The organism is Shimia sp. R9_2 (genome assembly GCF_017743735.1).
Taxonomy (GTDB): Bacteria; Pseudomonadota; Alphaproteobacteria; order Rhodobacterales; family Rhodobacteraceae; genus Shimia.
Genome location: NZ_JAGHRO010000006.1, coordinates 109,627 through 127,076 on the forward strand (window position 1 = coordinate 109,627; position 17,450 = coordinate 127,076).

Annotated in this window: 18 protein-coding genes; 5 read left to right on the forward strand and 13 right to left on the reverse strand. The window is 59.8% G+C overall.

Features of this window, described 5'->3' with window-relative positions; all coding sequences use genetic code 11:
* Positions 1-9: 9 nt before the first annotated feature.
* The 8 genes from J7400_RS14900 to J7400_RS14935 form a co-directional block, all read right to left on the reverse strand.
* On the reverse strand, positions 10-1,125 hold the full coding sequence (locus J7400_RS14900; protein ID WP_209064695.1) for a Hint domain-containing protein: 1,116 nt from the start codon (positions 1,123-1,125) through the stop codon (positions 10-12).
* A 274-nt stretch (positions 1,126-1,399) separates the two neighbouring features.
* Complete coding sequence (locus J7400_RS14905) at positions 1,400-1,696, reverse strand: 50S ribosomal protein L23 (protein WP_058238271.1); 297 nt, start codon at positions 1,694-1,696, stop codon at positions 1,400-1,402.
* The gene (gene rplD, locus J7400_RS14910) at positions 1,693-2,310 is read right to left on the reverse strand and encodes a 50S ribosomal protein L4 (protein WP_209064698.1); all 618 of its coding nucleotides are present in this window, start codon (positions 2,308-2,310) and stop codon (positions 1,693-1,695) included. Before rplD ends, J7400_RS14905 begins: the two co-directional genes overlap by 4 nt.
* Positions 2,307-3,026 carry a 50S ribosomal protein L3 gene (rplC, locus tag J7400_RS14915; RefSeq protein WP_209064700.1) on the reverse strand — a complete coding sequence of 240 codons (720 nt, stop codon included), beginning with the start codon at positions 3,024-3,026 and terminating at the stop codon, positions 2,307-2,309. The genes rplD and rplC overlap by 4 nt, the downstream gene beginning before the upstream one ends.
* A gap of 12 nt (positions 3,027-3,038) precedes the next feature.
* Positions 3,039-3,347 (reverse strand): 30S ribosomal protein S10, encoded by a 309-nt coding sequence (gene rpsJ / locus J7400_RS14920; RefSeq protein WP_044028221.1) that lies wholly within the window; start codon positions 3,345-3,347, stop codon positions 3,039-3,041.
* 203 nt (positions 3,348-3,550) lie between these two features.
* Positions 3,551-4,006, reverse strand: coding sequence for a universal stress protein (locus tag J7400_RS14925; RefSeq protein WP_209064702.1), 456 nt, complete (start codon positions 4,004-4,006; stop codon positions 3,551-3,553).
* 97 nt (positions 4,007-4,103) lie between these two features.
* Positions 4,104-4,970 carry a branched-chain amino acid aminotransferase gene (locus J7400_RS14930; RefSeq protein WP_209064704.1) on the reverse strand — a complete coding sequence of 289 codons (867 nt, stop codon included), beginning with the start codon at positions 4,968-4,970 and terminating at the stop codon, positions 4,104-4,106.
* 166 nt (positions 4,971-5,136) lie between these two features.
* Entirely contained in the window at positions 5,137-6,639 is a 1,503-nt protein-coding gene (locus tag J7400_RS14935; RefSeq protein WP_209064707.1) for a DUF2125 domain-containing protein, read from the reverse strand.
* Positions 6,640-6,803: 164 nt separating this feature from the next.
* Here J7400_RS14935 and J7400_RS14940 point away from each other — a divergent pair, with 164 nt between their 5' ends.
* Positions 6,804-7,556 (forward strand): SDR family oxidoreductase, encoded by a 753-nt coding sequence (locus tag J7400_RS14940; RefSeq protein ID WP_209064710.1) that lies wholly within the window; start codon positions 6,804-6,806, stop codon positions 7,554-7,556.
* Positions 7,553-8,164 carry an enoyl-CoA hydratase/isomerase family protein gene (locus J7400_RS14945; protein ID WP_209064712.1) on the forward strand — a complete coding sequence of 204 codons (612 nt, stop codon included), beginning with the start codon at positions 7,553-7,555 and terminating at the stop codon, positions 8,162-8,164. Before J7400_RS14940 ends, J7400_RS14945 begins: the two co-directional genes overlap by 4 nt.
* 81 nt (positions 8,165-8,245) lie before the next feature.
* Here J7400_RS14945 and J7400_RS14950 read toward each other — a convergent pair whose 3' ends face one another.
* A complete protein-coding gene (locus tag J7400_RS14950) occupies positions 8,246-8,563 on the reverse strand; it encodes an HNH endonuclease (protein ID WP_247738828.1) in 318 nt (105 codons plus the stop codon).
* A 99-nt stretch (positions 8,564-8,662) separates the two neighbouring features.
* Between J7400_RS14950 and J7400_RS14955 the strand changes: the two genes are divergently transcribed.
* Together J7400_RS14955 and J7400_RS14960 are read left to right on the forward strand one after the other, a co-directional pair.
* Positions 8,663-9,982, forward strand: coding sequence for a mechanosensitive ion channel domain-containing protein (locus J7400_RS14955; RefSeq protein WP_209064714.1), 1,320 nt, complete (start codon positions 8,663-8,665; stop codon positions 9,980-9,982).
* The gene (locus tag J7400_RS14960) at positions 9,979-11,133 is read left to right on the forward strand and encodes a TIGR03862 family flavoprotein (protein ID WP_209064716.1); all 1,155 of its coding nucleotides are present in this window, start codon (positions 9,979-9,981) and stop codon (positions 11,131-11,133) included. Before J7400_RS14955 ends, J7400_RS14960 begins: the two co-directional genes overlap by 4 nt.
* A gap of 65 nt (positions 11,134-11,198) precedes the next feature.
* On the opposite strand, the gene J7400_RS14965 is transcribed toward J7400_RS14960, so the two are convergent.
* The 4 genes from J7400_RS14965 to leuS all read right to left on the reverse strand — a co-directional run bounded on the left by J7400_RS14965 (position 11,199) and on the right by leuS (position 15,965).
* Complete coding sequence (locus tag J7400_RS14965; protein WP_209064718.1) at positions 11,199-11,789, reverse strand: glutathione S-transferase family protein; 591 nt, start codon at positions 11,787-11,789, stop codon at positions 11,199-11,201.
* A 90-nt stretch (positions 11,790-11,879) separates the two neighbouring features.
* Positions 11,880-12,905, reverse strand: coding sequence for a DNA polymerase III subunit delta (gene holA / locus J7400_RS14970; RefSeq protein ID WP_209064720.1), 1,026 nt, complete (start codon positions 12,903-12,905; stop codon positions 11,880-11,882).
* Complete coding sequence (gene lptE, locus J7400_RS14975; RefSeq protein ID WP_247738829.1) at positions 12,902-13,405, reverse strand: LPS assembly lipoprotein LptE; 504 nt, start codon at positions 13,403-13,405, stop codon at positions 12,902-12,904. The genes holA and lptE overlap by 4 nt, the downstream gene beginning before the upstream one ends.
* A complete protein-coding gene (leuS, locus tag J7400_RS14980; protein WP_209064722.1) occupies positions 13,392-15,965 on the reverse strand; it encodes a leucine--tRNA ligase in 2,574 nt (857 codons plus the stop codon). Before leuS ends, lptE begins: the two co-directional genes overlap by 14 nt.
* Before the next feature lie 185 nt (positions 15,966-16,150).
* On the opposite strand from leuS, the gene J7400_RS14985 reads away from it, so the two are divergent.
* A complete protein-coding gene (locus J7400_RS14985; RefSeq protein WP_209064725.1) occupies positions 16,151-17,413 on the forward strand; it encodes a glycosyltransferase family 4 protein in 1,263 nt (420 codons plus the stop codon).
* The last annotated feature ends 37 nt before the right edge of the window (positions 17,414-17,450 follow it).

A 17,450-nucleotide genomic window follows, 5' to 3' on the forward strand; every position in this document is an offset into this window, starting at 1 on the left:
GCGCCATCCTCAGGCCGCTGTCACAAACCCTTGCGGATCGGTACGTCCTTGCGACGGCCCATAGCCTTCCAGCACCGCCCGATGGTTCTTCTGTAGGCGGCGGACCAGCTGTTGCTGCCGCGGGTTTTCGGGGATCACATAGGCGCTTTTGACGTCAAACGCGGCATCGCGGGTTTCCGGAAAGATTGCCTTGATCTCCGCAACCGCCTCACGGGACAGCGCGCATTCGGTCATCTTGCCAAACAGCAGGCTCTCGCTCGGACAGCCCTCGGCAAATATCACCTCATGCTGATCAAACAGCAGATGCACATAGTCCACCTCTGAGGTCGGGTGATGCAGGGAAATGCCGGGCAGACCGCACAGCCGGATGGCCGCCACAAGCGCTGTCTTCTGTCCGAACATGCGCTGACAGATCGGCGAATGCACGGCCATGCGGTGCTGACGGGAGACAAAGAGGTCACGCTCCGGCAGACCCTGACCCAGCGCACCAGCGGCGATTCTCACCGGATGCAGCTTCTCGTCCCGCGCCAGCTCTTCGGCTGTAAGCTGTCGGCGGCCAACCCAGCGCACGGGTTTGAGGCCGGTCTCAGTGCGCACCACATCCCCGATCTCGATGTCGCGGGCGGCCTTGGTGCCATTGGCCGTGGCAATCCGCGTGCCGCCTGCAAAACAGACCATCAGCGAAATATTGTCGACAATCGCGCCAAGGCTGTCGTTGGGGCCACGCTCGGTAAAGCGCAGCGTATAGGTGCCGCCTTTGGGGAAGGAAACCGGCAGTGAGAATTCCAACAGCTCATTGGCTGTCGGGCGCACTTCCATGGAGGCAATGACTTTGTCGTCTGCATCCAGAATTTCGACGTTGAAGCCTTCTTTGCCCGCGTTGCGATTCGAGGCGTTCCGCAGGGCAGAATCAAAGGTCAGCTCTGTGTCGGTGCCGTGAGACACCTCAAAACTCTGCTCAAGAACAGTGGTCAGCCCACGCCGACCATCCAGCTCGGACACCGCGTTTTGCGAGCCATTGTGCAGATACGCCGTCTCTCTGTGGTTTGCTTCAATATCACTGCCGCTCCATCCGGATGCACCCGCATCGAATGTGCCGTTAATGATTAAATTCTTTGGAGCCATGAAAATTACCCATCACCATAAGGAACCTACTAACACACGAAGTATTTGATTCAAGTTTGAACCAATTTAATTGGTTAACGCGTTCAAACGTGAAGTCTTAAATTTATTGGGTTGTGGCTGTCATTTTACGCCCCAAAGGTTAACAGAATCTGCCGGGGCGGTTTTGGCTGCCTGCGGGGCCTTGCGCAGGGGGCTGACCGCAAGAGATCAGCGGGCAACAAAAAAGGCCGCCCGAAACTCGGACGGCCTCTTAATTTTCTTAAGGCGGGGTCTATTACAGACCGGTGGACACGTCGATCGTGTTGCCTTCTTCCAGGGTCACGTAAGCCTTTTTCACGTCTTTACGCTTGCCGAGCTGGCCGCGGAAACGCTTGACTTTACCCTTGGTGATGGTGGTGTTGACCGCTTTGACCTTCACACCAAAGAGCGCTTCAACAGCTTCTTTGATCTGTGGTTTGTTGCTGTCGATCGCCACTTCGAAAACCACTGCGCCGTTCTCGGACGCCATGGTGGATTTCTCGGTGATGACCGGCTTGCGGATCACATCGTAGTGTTCTGCCTTCGCGCTCATTTCAGACGAGCCTCCAGTGCTTCGATCCCCGCTTTGGTGATCACCAGAGTGTCACGCTTGAGGATGTCATAGACGTTCGCGCCCATGGTCGGCAGGATGTCCAGACCGTCGATGTTGCGCGATGCTTTCAGGAAGCCTTCGTTCACGGATGCGCCGTCGATGACCAGAGCACGTTTCCAGCCCAGGTTTTTCACCTGCTTGGCCAGAGCTGCGGTCTTGCCTTCAGCTGCTGCATCTTCGATCACAACCAGCTCGCCTGCTTTCGCTTTGGCGGACAGGGCGTGCTTCAGGCCCAGCTTGCGGAACTTCTTAGGCAGATCGTGGCCGTGGCTGCGAACAACCGGACCTTTGTAGATACCACCACCACGGAAGATCGGCGCGTTGCGGTCACCATGGCGTGCGCCACCGGTGCCTTTTTGGCGATAGATCTTCTTTGTGGAGTAGGAAGTTTCCGAACGAGTCTTCACCTTGTGGGTGCCGGCCTGCGCGTTGTTGCGCTGCCAACGGACCACACGGTGCAGGATGTCCGCGCGTGGTTCCTGACCGAAGAGATCTTCGGACAGTTCAACTGAACCAGCTTTGGAGCCGTCGAGTTTGATCACGTCAAGTTTCATGCTTCACCACCTTCCGCAGGCGCTTCTGCTGCTTCGGTTGCTGCTGCCTTGATTGCCGCCGGGAATGGCAGACCTTCAGGCGCTTTCTTCTTCACGGCGTCCTTAACGGAAACCCAGCCACCTTTGGAGCCAGGCACAGCGCCTTTGATGAAGAGCAGACCACGCTCGGCGTCGGTTTTCACGACTTCGAGGTTTTGGGTGGTTACGCGAACCGCACCCATGTGACCGGCCATCTTCTTGCCTTTGAACACGCGGCCCGGGTCTTGACACTGACCGGTGGAACCGTGCGAACGGTGGCTGATCGAAACACCGTGTGTTGCGCGCAGACCGCCGAAGTTGTGGCGTTTCATGGCACCGGCAAAACCTTTACCGATCGAAGTGCCCGCAACGTCCACTTTCTGACCTTCAACGAAGTGCTCTGCGGAGATTTCCGCGCCCACTTCAATCAGGCCTTCAGCTGGAACGCGGAACTCAACCAGCTTGCGCTTTGGTTCCACTTTCGCTGCTGCGAAGTGGCCACGCATGGCTTGGGAGGTGCGTTTGGCCTTGGCGGAGCCAGCGCCGAGCTGAACGGCGGTGTAGCCGTCTTTCTCTTCGGTGCGCTGTGCAACAACCTGCAGGCCGTCGAGGTGGAGAACGGTCACAGGGATCTGCTTACCGTCTTCCATGAACAAGCGGGTCATGCCCACTTTCTTTGCGATAATACCGGAACGCATCAGATGTTCTCCTTAAACAGAGATCTGCACGTCCACGCCGGCCGCCAGGTCGAGCTTCATCAGCGCGTCTACGGTCTGCGGGGTCGGATCAACGATGTCGAGAAGACGCTTGTGCGTACGGATCTCGAACTGATCGCGGGATTTCTTGTCTACGTGAGGACCACGCAGAACGGTGAACTTCTCAATCTTGTTGGGAAGCGGGATCGGGCCACGAACCTGCGCGCCGGTGCGCTTTGCAGTGTTCACGATTTCCTGTGTGCTGGCATCCAGGACACGGTAATCAAAAGCCTTCAGCCGAATGCGAATGTTTTGACTTTGCATTTCGTCAGCCTTTTTTAGGCGTTGGAGTTGAGAGGAGGACCTGCGACCACCGCAAACCCTCATCGAACTCAAAAAGCGGGAATCACCCCGCCTTCCTATTCCCATAGGGAACCAGCGCCCTTTACAGCCGATTTGCCAAGCGGGCAAGGGGTATTTGCGTGAGCGCGCAATTGTAAGACAGGCACGACGCCTCTGTGCGTGTCTTACGTAATCGCCTCAAGCTCTTCTTTGGTCAGATCGCCGGGCACCACGGTGATCGGGATCGGCAGGCTGCCGGAGTTGCGCGACATCTGCGAAACCAGAGGGCCGGGGCCCTTGCGGTCGTTGCCTGCGCCAAGGACCAAAACGCCGATTTCAGGGTCTTCGCGGATTTCAGACAGGATCTCCGTCACCGCTTCGCCTTCACGGATCTTCAGCTCCGGATCGACGTTCTGGCGGTCCCGCATCCATTTCGCAAACACCTCATAATGCACCTCGATCCGCTCCCGCGCTTCTTCGCGCATCAGATCGCTCACACCAATCCAGTGATTGAACTCTTCCGGCGGAATGACCGACAGGATTTTCACACCGCCACCGGTGCTTGCCGCCCGCATCGCGGCAAAACGCATCGCATTGAGACATTCCCGGCTGTCATCCAGCACCACGAGGAACTTGCGCATCACATTTCTCCCTTTCGGAGATCATGCCGCTTAGGGTGGGGCGGCGCAACATCTGTTTGCGCCGAAATCCCCAACGTCTTAGGCCGGTTAGCGCCGATCACGCCGCGCTTGAGGCGGCCCAGTCCCAGTAAAGCTCGCGCACACGCCGTGTGATTGGTCCGGTCTGATACTGGCGGTCATCAAAGGCGCTTACAGGCGTCACTTTGTTCATATTGCCGGACATGAAGACCTCATCGGCCTCTTCAAAGTCCTGATAGCCAAGCACCGTTTCATGCACGGTCACACCATCTGCGCGCAGGTTTTCAATGTGACGCGCACGGGTGATGCCTGCGAGGAAGGTGCCGTTTGGCACCGGCGTGAACACTTCACCGTCGCGGACCATAAAGATATTGGCGGTCGCGGTTTCCGCCACATTGCCCATCGCGTCACAGGTCAGCGTGTTGGAAAAGCCCTTGGTGCGGGCCTCACGCAGCATGCGCGCGTTGTTTGGATAGAGACAGCCTGCCTTGGCATTGACCACCGCGCTTTCCAGCACAGGGCGGCGGAACCGGGTTTTGGTCAGGGTGGCGGCGGCCTCCGGTGCGGCCATCGGGATTTCCTCAAGGCAGAGGGCAAAGCCGGTCGTCTCTGCGCTTGGCACAATGGCTGTCGCATCGCCATCAATGCCCCAGTACATCGGGCGGATGTAAACCGCGGCGCCGGGCGCATAGGCTTTCAAGCCTTCTTTCGCGATCTCCACCATTTCCTCTGCGCTGACCGTTGGTGTCAGCAACAACGCTTCAGCGGAGCGGTTGGTGCGCGCGCAGTGTTTGTCCAGATCCGGGGTCAGGCCATTCACCATCCGCGCGCCGTCAAAAACAGAGGATCCCAGCCACGCGCCATGATCTGCGGCGCGCATAATCGGCGCGTCGCCGTCATGCCAGCTGCCGTTGAAATAGGTGCGAATGTTGCTGCCGGTTGCCATGGTATAACCCCTCTCAAGCTTGCTCGGACACTATGCCGCGCTTTACTCAACGTCCAGCCCGACAATGGCAAAAAAGCTGACCCATTCCTTTCGATGGTGCCCCCCCCAAAAAAAAGAAAAGCCCCACCGGGGTCGGTAGGGCTTTTCAGTGGTCTCGGGACCGCGCTTAGCGCAAGCGCTGACCATTGGCCATCACGTGGCCTTTCTCGTTGACCTCGATTTTGGAGGTCAGAGTGTCTTCACCTGCTCCCGGTTTGGTGAAGGTGCCCATCATGAAGCGTGCTGCCAGAGCCTGATCTTCAGGCAGTAACCCCATGCTAACCAATGTGTCCATCAGCCCGTTTACGCCTTTGATGGTCAGGTCTACCGCGCCTTCCGGACGTGGCAGCCCGTCAAAGGTTTCCAGATCGCTGTTGTCAAAGACAAAGTCGCCTGCGCCTTCCACACTCGCACCGGCCAGAGTCAGGCGCAGCTCGTTCAGGCTAAGGGTGTTCAGCTCGCCGGGCACCTCAGTGGTGTTCTCATCCAGCGTGAACAGATCGGTCAGAATGGTGCCCTTGCCGGCGATGTCCACAATCAGCGTTGCCGGATCACGCGGCAGCGCTTGGGTCGGGTCAAACATGCTCCACAGCAGCTCGGAGACCGAGAAGTCCTTGAGCGCAAGCTTCAGGCCAAAATCCTGCGCCTCATCAGAGGCGGACAGCGGCACATCAAACCCATAGGAAAATTCGCCAAAGGTAACATCCACCGGGATCGGCAGCTCGCCGCCTGCACCGCTGAAGTTCGTGTCGGTGGCGCTGCCTTCGTAAGAGACATGCTTGCTGTTCATATCGAGGGTGAGATCACCTTTGCCGCTGCTCAGCGCGAATTTGCCCGGCGCACGCCCGTCGTTATAGGTCAGATCGGCGGTCATGCCGTCATAGGTGTAGCCGCCGGTGATGCTGAACGTGTCGGTGAACAGGGCTGCCGCATCATCATCAAAATCAACATCCGGCAGTGTGCTTTCCGCCTGTGCTTTCAGGCCGCTCAGCGTCACAACCGCATCCAGCGCCTCATCGCCTTCCGGCTCGCGCGCCATCACATTCAATGTGAAGCTCTCGATCTCAGACGTGCCACGGTTGGTGGTGTCCTCCCCAAGGATCAGCTCTGACATGCCGGTCACACCCGCCAGCACCATGCCGATGTCGATCCCTTCGACCGCCTCATCGTCTACCACCAGCTCGGTGACGTCGATTGTCGCTTCGCTGGCTCCATAGGTGTAGGTCAGCGCCTCAGGCTTGCCGGAAACAACGGTGCTCAGATCGCCATTCAGCGTCAGCGTGATCGCAAAGGACTCCTCCGTGGTGTCAGAGCTTACCGACACCGCCTTGTTCTCCGGCAGCACAACCGACACGGTGCCATCACCGTTTTCCATCAGCGCCATATCGCCAAAGTCGACAACCGCCTCGGCCTCCTCTTCCGGGAAGGCCATCAGGATCTTCATGTCCGAAATCGACAAGGTGTTCCCGTCTTCGGCTTCGCTGGCCTCAATCGAATAGCCGGAGGCGGCCATATAGTCTTGCCAATGTTGCCAGACGTCGCGCGCGCTGACATCCGCCACTGCAGACTGGGCAAAAAGGACCGTCGCCAAAGCTGTGGTCGAAAAGACGCCAGAGGCTGAAATATGCATAACTTAGTCTACCTTTTCAAAGCATTTGGCCTAACCTCTGATGAAGATTAAGGAGGGTCAAGGCCCAAGCGCCTCCAAATCAATTTTCCGAGTGCCATAGGGCTGGACGGATCCGCACCAGCCCCTTACCAGTTGACCAAAGCGACACTAAAAGGAATGTTTTTATGAGTGATTTTTCCGGAAAAACTGTTGCGATCACCGGAGCGAGCCGTGGTATTGGCGCGTCTGCTGCGCGGCTTTTTGCCGAGGCGGGCGCAAATGTTGTGCTCCTGGCACGCAGCACCGGCGACATTGAGGCCATTGCGGCCGAGATTGGCGAGAAAGCCCGCGCCATCCAGTGTGACGTGGCGGATTATGCCGAGGTTGAGGCGGCCTTGAAATCCACAGTCGAAACCTTCGGCAGCCTGGACGTTCTGATCAACAACGCCGGTGTCGTGGAACCGATCTCTCATCTGGCGTCCTCAGATCCAGAGGACTGGGGCAAGGTCATCGATATCAATCTCAAAGGTGTCTACCACGGCATGCGCGCAGCTATGCCGATCATGGAGGCCGCTGGCGGCGGCACCATCCTGACCATTTCCTCCGGCGCGGCGCACGGCCCGGTTGAGGCTTGGAGCCATTATTGTGCCTCTAAGGCGGCGGTGAATATGCTGACCCGCTGTGTGGACAAAGAAGCGCGCCACAACGGCATCCGCGCCATTGGCCTCAGCCCCGGTACCGTGGCCACCCAGATGCAGCGCGAGATCAAGGCCAGCGGCATCAACCCGGTCAGCAAGCTGGACTGGTCTGACCACATCCCGCCAGAGTGGCCCGCGCGCTGCCTGATGTGGATGTGCGGGGCCGAGGCCGACGAATGGCTCGGCGATGAGATCTCCCTGCGCGCCGAAGACATCCGCCGCAAAGTTGGACTGATATGATTGAACTGACCAAAGAAGACTCCGGGCTGTGGATTGTCACCATCAACCGCCCGGACAAGGCCAATTCCCTGACCGAGGCGATGCTGACCGAGCTGGCGGAGATCGCCGAAGCCGCGCAAGAGGCGCGCGTGCTGATCCTGACCGGCGAAGGCCGCGTCTTCTCCGCCGGGGCTGATCTGGAGGAGGCCCGCGCCGGCCTCGCCACCAGCCCTGTGTGGGAACGTCTCTCCAGCGCCATTGCCGCGTTGCCGGGGCTGACCATCGCCGCCCTGAACGGCACGCTTGCGGGCGGGGCCAATGGCATGGCGCTGGCCTGCGACCTGCGTCTTGCTGTGCCCGCTGCCAAATTCTTCTACCCGGTGATGAAGCTGGGCTTTCTGCCGCAACCTTCTGATCCGGCTCGTCTGGCGGCGCTGGTGGGTCCGGCACGCGCCAAGCTCATCCTGATGGGCGGCGCCAAAATCACCGCGCCTGAGGCTTATCAGTTTGGTCTGGTCGATCAGCTGGTGGAAGACGGCGATGTGGTGGCTGCAGCGCGCATTCTGGCAACAGACACGCTGGCCGCCGATCCAAAGATCGCCGCAGGCATCAAGGCGTTGTGCGTCTGACACGTTTGAAGCGGGCAGGAGGGGCATCCGCTCTTGCCCGCGTAGCCAAGCCTTCCCGCAAAAGGGCCGCCGCATAGCCCCTTACCGCTTGCGCCGCCCGCCCGGGGTTTTGGAATGAAACGTCGGCGGGCGCTTTTCCACCCAGCGAATGAACTTTGCGAGCCGTGGATGCGCCTGCAGCGCGGCGATGGTGTGAAAGCTCTGCGCCAGCTCGGTTTCTGACAGGGTGGCGTGGATTTCATTGTGGCAAATCTGATGCAACAGCACCGTCTCCCCGCCCTTGCCACCACGCAATCTGGGGATCAGATGGTGCTTGCTCTGGCGCGCTTCAGGAGGGATCGGGCGGCCACACAGCGGACAGATCAGCATCCCGCCACTATCCGATGCGCCTTCTGCCATAATTTTCCCCCTCCGATCCGACGCGGTTTTTGATTGAGTTGCGTGCAACAGGCAGGCAAGAGGATAAGCCATGGAAATCACACAGCAAGCAGGCATCTCATGAACCAAGCGGAGATTCTGGACACAGCATTGCAAGAGGCCACGCGCCTTTGGGGCATCGCAGAAGGCTGGCTTCTCAGCCCCGCCGCCTGGTCGCAATTTGCGCTTCTGCTCATCGCCTATCTGGTCGCGCTTTACACCAGCCGCAAACTGCACGCGCTGCTGGGCCGCCTTCTGACCCCGCCTGAAGGGCAGGACAGCTATATCGCCCGCGCGCGCCGCTTTGTGGCGCTGTTTCTGCCGCTCCTGCTGCCTCTGCTCGCCTATGTCTTCACCGGTCTGGGGGAAAGCGTCACCCGCTCGCTCTTTGGCTCCGGCGCGGTGATCGCCTTTGGCAAACGGGTGTTTCTCTTCCTAGCCGTGCGCATTCTTGTGCGCGAGGTGATCTCTGATCCTGTGATGCAGGTGCTGGGCCGCTACATCCTTGTGCCTGTGGCCGCGCTCTATGCGCTAGGGCTGCTGGACCCTGCGATGGCCTATCTGGACGCCACGGTGGTGCCGCTGGGCAACCTGTCGTTCTCCGTGCTCTTTGCGATCCGCTTTGTGGTGGTCGCAGGCGCGATCTTCTGGCTCGGGCGCTGGTCCAACGACCAGTCCAGCCAGTTCATCAAGAAACAGGAAGAGATGCGCCCCGCCATGCGCGAGCTGATCGCCAAAACGATCGAGATCGCCATCTTCGGCGTCGCCTTCCTTCTGGTGATGAACATCATGGGCATCTCGCTCACCTCTCTGGCGGTGCTGACCGGTGTGATTGGTGTCGGCCTTGGCTTTGGCCTGCAAAAGATTGCCTCAAACTTCATCTCCGGCGTGATCCTGCTGCTTGAGGGGCAGGCCACCGTGGGCGACTATGTGGAGCTGGACGGCGGCGAGGCAGGCACCATCATCAAGATGACCGCCCGCGCCACCATTCTGGAAACCTACGATGGCCGCTGGATCGTGGTGCCCAACGAGGATTTCATCACCACCCGCGTGGTCAACTACTCAGACAGCGGTTCCGCCAACCGCTATGAGGCGCCGTTTTCCGTCAGCTACGACACTGACATCAACAAGGTCCCCGCCATCATCGAGGCCGCCGTGGCCAAACACCCCGGCGTGCTCACCACCCCGTTTCCGCCCGATTGCGAGCTGCGCGGCTTTGGCGACAGTGGCGTGGATTTTGCCGTCGAATTCTGGGTCGAAGGCATTGATGACGGCAAAAACAAATTCATGTCCGATGTGCTCTTTCTGATCTGGAATGCGCTGAAGGCCGAAGGCATCACCATTCCGTACCCGCACCGCGTGGTGGAGCTTAAAACACCCCTGCCGGAACAGACCGCATGAGCGACGCGCTGATCATCGGAGCAGGCCCTGCCGGGTTGATGGCCGCAGATATGCTCTCTGCCCAAGGCCACAGCGTGCTGGTTGCGGAGGCCAAACCCTCTGTGGCGCGCAAATTCCTGATGGCGGGGAAATCCGGTCTCAACCTCACCAAAGACGAGCCTTTCGCGCCTTTCCTTGCCAATTATGCAGAGGCCGCGCAGCCTCTCCTGCCGATGTTGAAGGCCTTTGGCCCGCAACAGGCCATTTCATGGGCAGAAGATCTGGGGCAGGAGATGTTCACCGGCTCCTCCGGCCGTGTCTTTCCCAAAGTTATGAAAGCCTCCCCCCTGCTGCGCGCTTGGCTGCACCGGCTCGCATCACAAGGGGTGGAGATCCGCACCCGCTGGCGCTGGACCGGTGGAGCCTTTGCCTTTGACACTCCGGATGGGCCGCAGAGCCTGTCGCCCAAAGTCTGCGTTCTGGCCTGCGGTGGCGCAAGCTGGGCGCGGCTTGGCTCTGACGGCGCTTGGGCTGATTGGCTGGACCTGCCTCTGGCCCCGTTTCAGCCCGCCAATATGGGGTTTGTGGTGCCGTGGTCTGCGCATATGAGCCGCCATTTTGGCACCCCGGTCAAAAACGTGATCCTGCGCGCCGGGGATCAGGCGCTGCGCGCGGAATTTGTGATTTCTGAACGCGGTCTGGAAGGCGGTGGCATCTATGCGCTCTCCCGCCCCATGCGCGACGGGGCACAGCTCACGCTGGATCTGCTGCCGGACATGTCCCTTGAGGACATCCGCACACGGCTCGCCAAACCCCGCGGCAAAGCCAGCCGGGCCAATCACCTGCGCAAGACCCTGAAACTCAGCCCCGAAAAGCAGGCGCTGCTGATGGAGTTTGGCCAGCCCCTGCCCGAGGACCTCGCCCCCCTGATCAAGGCGCTGCCGATCACCCATGCCGGCCCGCGCCCGATGGATGAAGCCATCAGCACCGCTGGCGGCCTGCGTTTTCAGGATCTTACTGCCGATCTGATGCTCAAAACCCGCTCGGGGGTCTTTGCGGCTGGTGAAATGCTGGATTGGGAGGCCCCCACAGGAGGCTATCTGCTGACTGCCTGCCTCGCCACAGGCCGCTGGGCAGGCCTCGCCGCGGCCGAATGGCTCGCTGCCTCCTAAGCGCTTCTCATTCGTCAAGTATCCCGGGGTGAATTGGCCCGTCAGGGCCAAGAGGGGCTGGCCCCTCAGCCTTTCTTTGGCAACAACCGCTGAAACGCCGCACGGGCGCGGGTGTGTTTGATGTAGGGCACCAGCTCCGCATTGTCGGTGCTGAACCCTTCAAATTTCGCCCAGGTCGCGCAATGGGTCAGGATGATGTCGGGGATCGTGATTTCCGCGCCCATCAGATAAGCCCCTTTGCGGCGCGCCATCACATTGTTGATGCCGCGGTTGTACTCCCAGATCAGCGTCTCTTTGATCTCAGGCACCCTGCGCGCCTTTGGCAGGATGAAGTTATGGCGGCTCGCGGTCCACAATCCCGCCTCCACCTCATCCAGAATTTGTTGGGTGAGACTGTCCTGATGCGCCCGCGCCACCGTGCCCTTGGGCGCGGTCAGCGCCCCGTGTTTGTCCGCCAGATAGGTCAGGATGGCGGTGCTGTCGGTGATCTTTTCCGCCCCTTCAATCAGGATCGGAATTTTCCCGCTCGGATTGTGGGATTTCACCAGCTCGGTCTGGGGCTGCTCCGGATGGAGCTTATAAGGCTGGCCCAGCTCCTCCAGCATCCACAGCACGCGAATGGCGCGGCTCGTCGGGCTCCCGATTACTTCATACATGGCTGCTCTCCCTCTCCACGCCAGAAGGCTGCCCGCCTCAGGGCAGGCAATCAAGCGCTGTGGCGGCAAACTGACGTGTGGTCGCGAAGGTTACCGCCGCGCCAGCATCGCAAGACGCAGGAACAGCCGCTCAACCAATGCCATCTCAGGGGCGCGGTGCCCGGCGGAGCGCAGCTGCAGGTCGGTGTCCGTCAGCCCGGTCAGAGCCTGCTCGAGCTTTGCCGCCCCCCAGCCTGAGGCCTGACGGGTCATCCGGTCACGGCGCGGGCCAAAGATCGGCGGGCGCATCTTGGCAATGCCTGCCGAGGCACCACCGGGGTCAGCGGCTGCGCTGTAAAGCGCGCGAAAATGGCGGGTCGCGGAGATGATCAACAAAACCGGGTTCACCCCCTGCGCCTCCAGCTTGCGCAACACCGGCCCCAGCTCCTGCGCGCGCCCTTCCGCCACGATGTTGAGAACATCATCCAGCGCCGCCTCAGTCGAAACCGGCGCGCAGGCCATCACATCTTCTGAGGTGACAGGGGTGTCATCTTTGAATTTGTAGAGCGCGAGCTTCTCGCAGGTCTGGCGGAAATCGCCCGGATCCAGCTCTTTGGCGAGGTTGGCCAGATCGGTCATCGCCTCCCCCTGAATGTCACGCAATCCGGCCGCCTTTAGATCAGCTTCAATCTCTTCGCGGCTGGGCGGATCATTATAGATCCCCACCGCATAGGCATTGTTGTGCCCCTCAAAGGCCTTGCGGATTTTGGAGCTCGCCTTGAGCTGCCCCGCGGTGATCACAATCTGCGCATCACCCGGCGCCCAGTCTTCCAACGCGGACAGGATGGCAGGGGCGGTGGCATCGGTGGCATCCTCCACAAAGGCCACGCGCGGGCCGGGAAAGAAGCTCACCTCTTTGATGGCATCATTCAGCCGCGCCTTGTCTTTGCGCAGCTCCGCGCCGGGAATGCGTGTCAGGCGCATTTCTTCTTCGCCCTGCGGGCCAATCAGCGCGGCAATCAGCTCCTGGCGCTTCAACGCCACGCGCATCGCATCAGGCCCGAAAATCAGCACACCGGTGCGATCCGGCTCCGGCTTGCCAAAATACCGGTTGGCCTCGCGCGCGCTCATTTTCATGTGGCTGCAGCCGCCTCAAACGCCTGAAGTTCCGCCACAATCCGGTCCGCCAGAATAACGCTCAGGCGCTCATAGGCATCCTGACGCGCCGCCAGTTCTGAAACGGTGCTGCCGCTGGCGGAATAGCTCACAAAAGAGGAGACCTTGCCTGAGGTGCGCACCTCTTTGCTGTCGATCCCGCGCAGGGCATAGGTGGCGGATCCGATCACATCAAAGCGGTCGGTTTCCTGCGCCACGGTACGCCCCACCGCGCGTTCTGACAGATCAAGCGCCAGCGACAGGCCGTATTCGGCATTCACACTGGGCTGACCCAGCCGGTCTTCCAGCTCTCGCACCAGAAGAAAGCTCTCATTGGCGTTGGGCTCATCCACCAACACATTGTTGAGCAGGTTCTGCCCGCCACCCCCCGGCCCATAGACCGGCGTGAAGCCACAGCCGCCCAAGGGGATGCCAAGGGCGGCGGCTGACAGGAGAAAAGAGCGGCGGTTAAACGACGACATTCACGATCCGACCGGGGACAACGATCAATTTCTTGGGCTGGGCCCCATCCAGCGCACGTGTCACAGCTTCATGGGCCAGCGCCAGTTTTTCAACCTCTTCTTTTGCGAGGTCTTTGGCCACGGTGATTTCGCCACGGCGTTTGCCGTTGATCTGGATCGGCAGGGTCACATTTGCCTCAACCAGCATCGCTTCATCGGCCACAGGCCAGGCCGCATCCACAACCATGCCTTCGCCGCCCAGCATCTGCCAGATGTCTTCAGACAGGTGCGGTGTCATCGGTGACATCAGCTGTGCCAGTGCCTTGGTGGCTTCACGTTTCGCGTCGCCCCCCGCTTTGGATTTCGCCAGCGTGTTGGTGAAGGCATAGAGTTTTGCGATGGAGGCGTTAAAGCCAAAGCTTTCCACACCCAATGTCACATCACGGATCGCCTTGTGCATCTCGCGCAGCAGGGTCTCATCGTCTTTGCCCGCGCCCGCAGGCATCTCTGCCACTTCGCTCGCAATACGGTGTACACGGCTCAGGTGCTTATAAGCCGCTTCCGCGCCAGACGCCGTCCATTCCACATCGCGCTCAGGCGGGCTGTCTGACAGCACAAACCAGCGGGCTGTATCGGCCCCAAAGGACGTGATGATGTCCACCGGATCCACCACGTTGTTTTTGGATTTGGACATCTTGGCAGAGGGGGTCACCTCCACCGCCTCACCGGTCTCTTTCACAAAGGTGCCGCCGTCGCGCTCTTCCACTTCCGCAGGGTAGTGGTAAATCGTGCGGCCATTGTCATCGGTGCGCTCGGCGTTCTTATAGATCGCGTGGGTCACCATGCCTTGGGTGAAGAGCGCATCAAACGGCTCTTTGGCGCTTTCGGGCAGGTGGCCACAGATGTGCATCGCCCGCGCAAAGAAGCGCGAATAAAGCAGGTGCAAAATCGCGTGCTCAATGCCGCCGATATACTGATCGACGTTCATCCAATAAGCCGCGTCCTCCATAGAAGTCGGCGTGTCCGCCTGTGGCGCGGTGAAGCGCGCAAAATACCAGGAGCTGTCCACAAAGGTGTCCATGGTGTCTGTTTCACGCTGCGCAGGCGCGCCACAATTCGGGCAGCTGCAGTTGCGCCAGCTTGGGTGACGGTCGAGCGGATTGCCGGGTACGGAGAAATCAATCGCCTTGCCGTCCTCATCATAAGGCAGGGCAATCGGCAGGTTCTCTTTCTTCTCAGGCACCACGCCACAGCTTTCGCAATGCACAACCGGGATCGGGCAGCCCCAATAGCGCTGACGGGACAGGCCCCAGTCGCGCAGGCGGAAGTTGGTCACACCTTTGCCCCAACCTGCGCTCTCGGCAAAGTCGATGGTGGTGTCGATGGCCTCTTGGCCGGTGGCCTCCTCCAGACCGGCAAAATGGTTCACCCATTTCACCTTTTCCTCTTTGCCGGGGACAAAAGCGGTGTTTTCCACCGGCACCTCGTTGCCAAGCGCAAAGAATGTGTCCGTGACCGGCAGGTCATACTTGCGGCAGAAATCAAGGTCGCGCTGGTCATGCGCCGGGCAGGCGAAAATCGCGCCGGTGCCGTAATCCATCAGGATGAAGTTCGCGATCCAGACTGGCAGCTCCCAATCCGGGTTCAGCGGGTGCTTCACGCGAATGCCGGTGTCATAGCCCAGCTTCTCTGCGGTTTCGATCGCCTCTTCCGTGGTCCCGCCCTTGCGGCACTCCGCCACAAATGCCGCAACCTCAGGGTTGGCGGCTTCAAGCTCTTTGGCAATCGGGTGATCCGGGGAAATGCCCACAAAAGACGCGCCCATCAGCGTGTCGGGGCGGGTGGTGTAAACGGTGATCGCCTCGCCGCCATCCACACGCTCAAAGCCAAATTCCAGCCCGCGCGACTTGCCGATCCAGTTTTCCTGCATCAGGCGCACTTTCGCAGGCCAGTTTTCCAGCCCGTCCAGCGCGGTCAGCAGCTCATCGGAATAGTCCGAAATCTTGAAGAACCACTGGGTCAGCTCGCGCCGTTCCACCAGCGCACCAGAGCGCCAGCCACGGCCGTTTTCCACCTGTTCATTGGCCAGAACGGTCATGTCGACCGGGTCCCAGTTCACCACCGCGTTCTTGCGGTAGACGAGGCCTTTTTCGAGGAAATCCAGGAACAGCGCCTGTTGCTGGCCGTAGTAATCCTCATCACAGGTTGCAAACATTCGCGACCAGTCCAGCGACAGGCCCAGCGGCTTCATCTGCTCCACCATCGTGTCGATGTTGGAATAGGTCCAGTCCTTGGGGTGACCGCCACTCGCCATCGCCGCGTTTTCCGCAGGCATACCAAAGGCGTCAAAGCCCATCGGATGCAGCACATTGTGCCCGGTGGAAATTTTGTAGCGCGCGATCACGTCACCCATGGTGTAGTTGCGCACATGCCCCATATGCAGCTTGCCCGACGGGTAGGGGAACATCTCAAGCACGTAATACTTGGGCTTGCTTTCATCCCGAACGGCTTTGAAAGTCTCGGTCTTGGCCCAGGCTTCCTGCCAGCGGGCTTCAATCTCGGCGGGGCTGTAGCGCGACATAGGGTGTCACCTTTTTGATTCTGGTCTCTGCCACCAAACACGTGGCGCGGGTTTTGGAAGGTGATAGGCCGCTCTGCGCCCTTGGTCCAGCAAGAAGCGGCGCATTTTAGGCGTCTGCTTGGCTTCTCAGCGCCGATTTCTACGTTATACAGTTCAAAACAGAAAATTTTGACAGGTACATTCGTTTGAAGATCCTTTTCATTCACCAGAATTTCCCTGGGCAGTTTAAGCATCTTGCACCAGAGCTGGCCGCGCGTGGCCATGACGTGCGCTGCATCACCCTACGTGTCACGGAGCCGGGAAATTGGAAGGGTGTTCAGATCTACCCTTACGGGATCAAGCGCAAACCCTCTCAGGGCTTGCATCCGTGGCTGGTGGATTTTGAAACCAAGGTGCTGCGGGCAGAGGCCTGTTTTGCTGCGGCGCGCAATCTACGTGATCAGGAAGGCTACGTGCCTGATGTGATTGTGGCGCACCCCGGCTGGGGCGAGCCGATGTTTCTGCGCGATCTCTGGCCAACCGCGCGCATCGGTCTCTATAGCGAGCTCTATTATTCGCTCAATGATCAGGATACCGACTTTGATCCGGAGTTTCCCAAGGCCAATGCAGACACGGATTCCATCCGCCTGCGCCTGAAGAACCTCAACAATATGATACATCGGCAATCTGTCGACCTCTGCATCAGCCCGACCCGCTTTCAGGCCTCGACCTTCCCGGAGGAGTACCAAGGGATCATCAGCGTGATCCACGATGGCATCGACACCGAGGTCGTGCGGCCCAATCCAGATGCGCAGCTCACCCTTCCGGACGGCAGCGTATTGTCCCGCGAGGAAGAGGTGATCACTTTTGTGAACCGCAATCTGGAGCCGTACCGCGGCTACCACGTCTTTATGCGCGCGCTGCCGGAGCTGCTGAAGCGCCGCCCCAACGCACGGGTCGTGATCGTTGGCGGGGATGAGGTGAGCTACGGCTCAGCTCCGCCGAAAGGTCAGACATGGAAGCAGATCTACATCGATGAAGTGCGTGGCCAAATCCCGACCCCCAATTGGGAGCGCGTGCATTTCCTTGGCAAAGTACCCTATGATCAGTTTCTTTCGATGCTGCAGATCAGCCGGGCACATGTCTATCTGACCTACCCCTTCGTGCTCAGCTGGTCGCTGCTGGAAGCCATGGCCATCGGCGCACCGATTGTGGCAAGTGACACCGCCCCTGTGGCCGAAGTCATCACCCATGGCGAAACCGGCCGGCTTTTCCCATTCTTTGAGAAGGAACAGATGGTGGATGAAATCTGCACCGTGCTTGAGGACCCCGAGATGCGCGCGCAGATGGGGAAGGCGTCCAGAGAGTTTGCCGTCACGCATTATGATCTGCAGACGCAATGCTTGCCCGAGCAACTGGCCTGGATCGACAAGCTGCACGCTATGGCCCCCGGGGCTTTGCGCAGCTAAGATCCGGGTTGTGCGCTGAGCGGTTACCAAGACCGGC

Coding starts and splice junctions, on each gene's coding strand:
- rplD (WP_209064698.1), bottom strand. CDS start 2,310: ATGAAACTTGACGTGATCAAACTCGACGGCTCCAAAGCTGGTTCAGTT.
- lptE (WP_247738829.1), bottom strand. CDS start 13,405: ATGTCGTCGTTTAACCGCCGCTCTTTTCTCCTGTCAGCCGCCGCCCTT.
- J7400_RS14935 (WP_209064707.1), bottom strand. CDS start 6,639: ATGCATATTTCAGCCTCTGGCGTCTTTTCGACCACAGCTTTGGCGACG.
- J7400_RS14930 (WP_209064704.1), bottom strand. CDS start 4,970: ATGGCAACCGGCAGCAACATTCGCACCTATTTCAACGGCAGCTGGCAT.
- leuS (WP_209064722.1), bottom strand. CDS start 15,965: ATGTCGCGCTACAGCCCCGCCGAGATTGAAGCCCGCTGGCAGGAAGCC.
- J7400_RS14900 (WP_209064695.1), bottom strand. CDS start 1,125: ATGGCTCCAAAGAATTTAATCATTAACGGCACATTCGATGCGGGTGCA.
- J7400_RS14905 (WP_058238271.1), bottom strand. CDS start 1,696: ATGAGCGCGAAGGCAGAACACTACGATGTGATCCGCAAGCCGGTCATC.
- rplC (WP_209064700.1), bottom strand. CDS start 3,026: ATGCGTTCCGGTATTATCGCAAAGAAAGTGGGCATGACCCGCTTGTTC.
- rpsJ (WP_044028221.1), bottom strand. CDS start 3,347: ATGCAAAGTCAAAACATTCGCATTCGGCTGAAGGCTTTTGATTACCGT.
- J7400_RS14965 (WP_209064718.1), bottom strand. CDS start 11,789: ATGTATGAAGTAATCGGGAGCCCGACGAGCCGCGCCATTCGCGTGCTG.
- J7400_RS14960 (WP_209064716.1), top strand. CDS start 9,979: ATGAGCGACGCGCTGATCATCGGAGCAGGCCCTGCCGGGTTGATGGCC.
- J7400_RS14940 (WP_209064710.1), top strand. CDS start 6,804: ATGAGTGATTTTTCCGGAAAAACTGTTGCGATCACCGGAGCGAGCCGT.
- J7400_RS14925 (WP_209064702.1), bottom strand. CDS start 4,006: ATGCGCAAGTTCCTCGTGGTGCTGGATGACAGCCGGGAATGTCTCAAT.
- J7400_RS14945 (WP_209064712.1), top strand. CDS start 7,553: ATGATTGAACTGACCAAAGAAGACTCCGGGCTGTGGATTGTCACCATC.
- J7400_RS14950 (WP_247738828.1), bottom strand. CDS start 8,563: ATGGCAGAAGGCGCATCGGATAGTGGCGGGATGCTGATCTGTCCGCTG.
- holA (WP_209064720.1), bottom strand. CDS start 12,905: ATGAAAATGAGCGCGCGCGAGGCCAACCGGTATTTTGGCAAGCCGGAG.
- J7400_RS14955 (WP_209064714.1), top strand. CDS start 8,663: ATGAACCAAGCGGAGATTCTGGACACAGCATTGCAAGAGGCCACGCGC.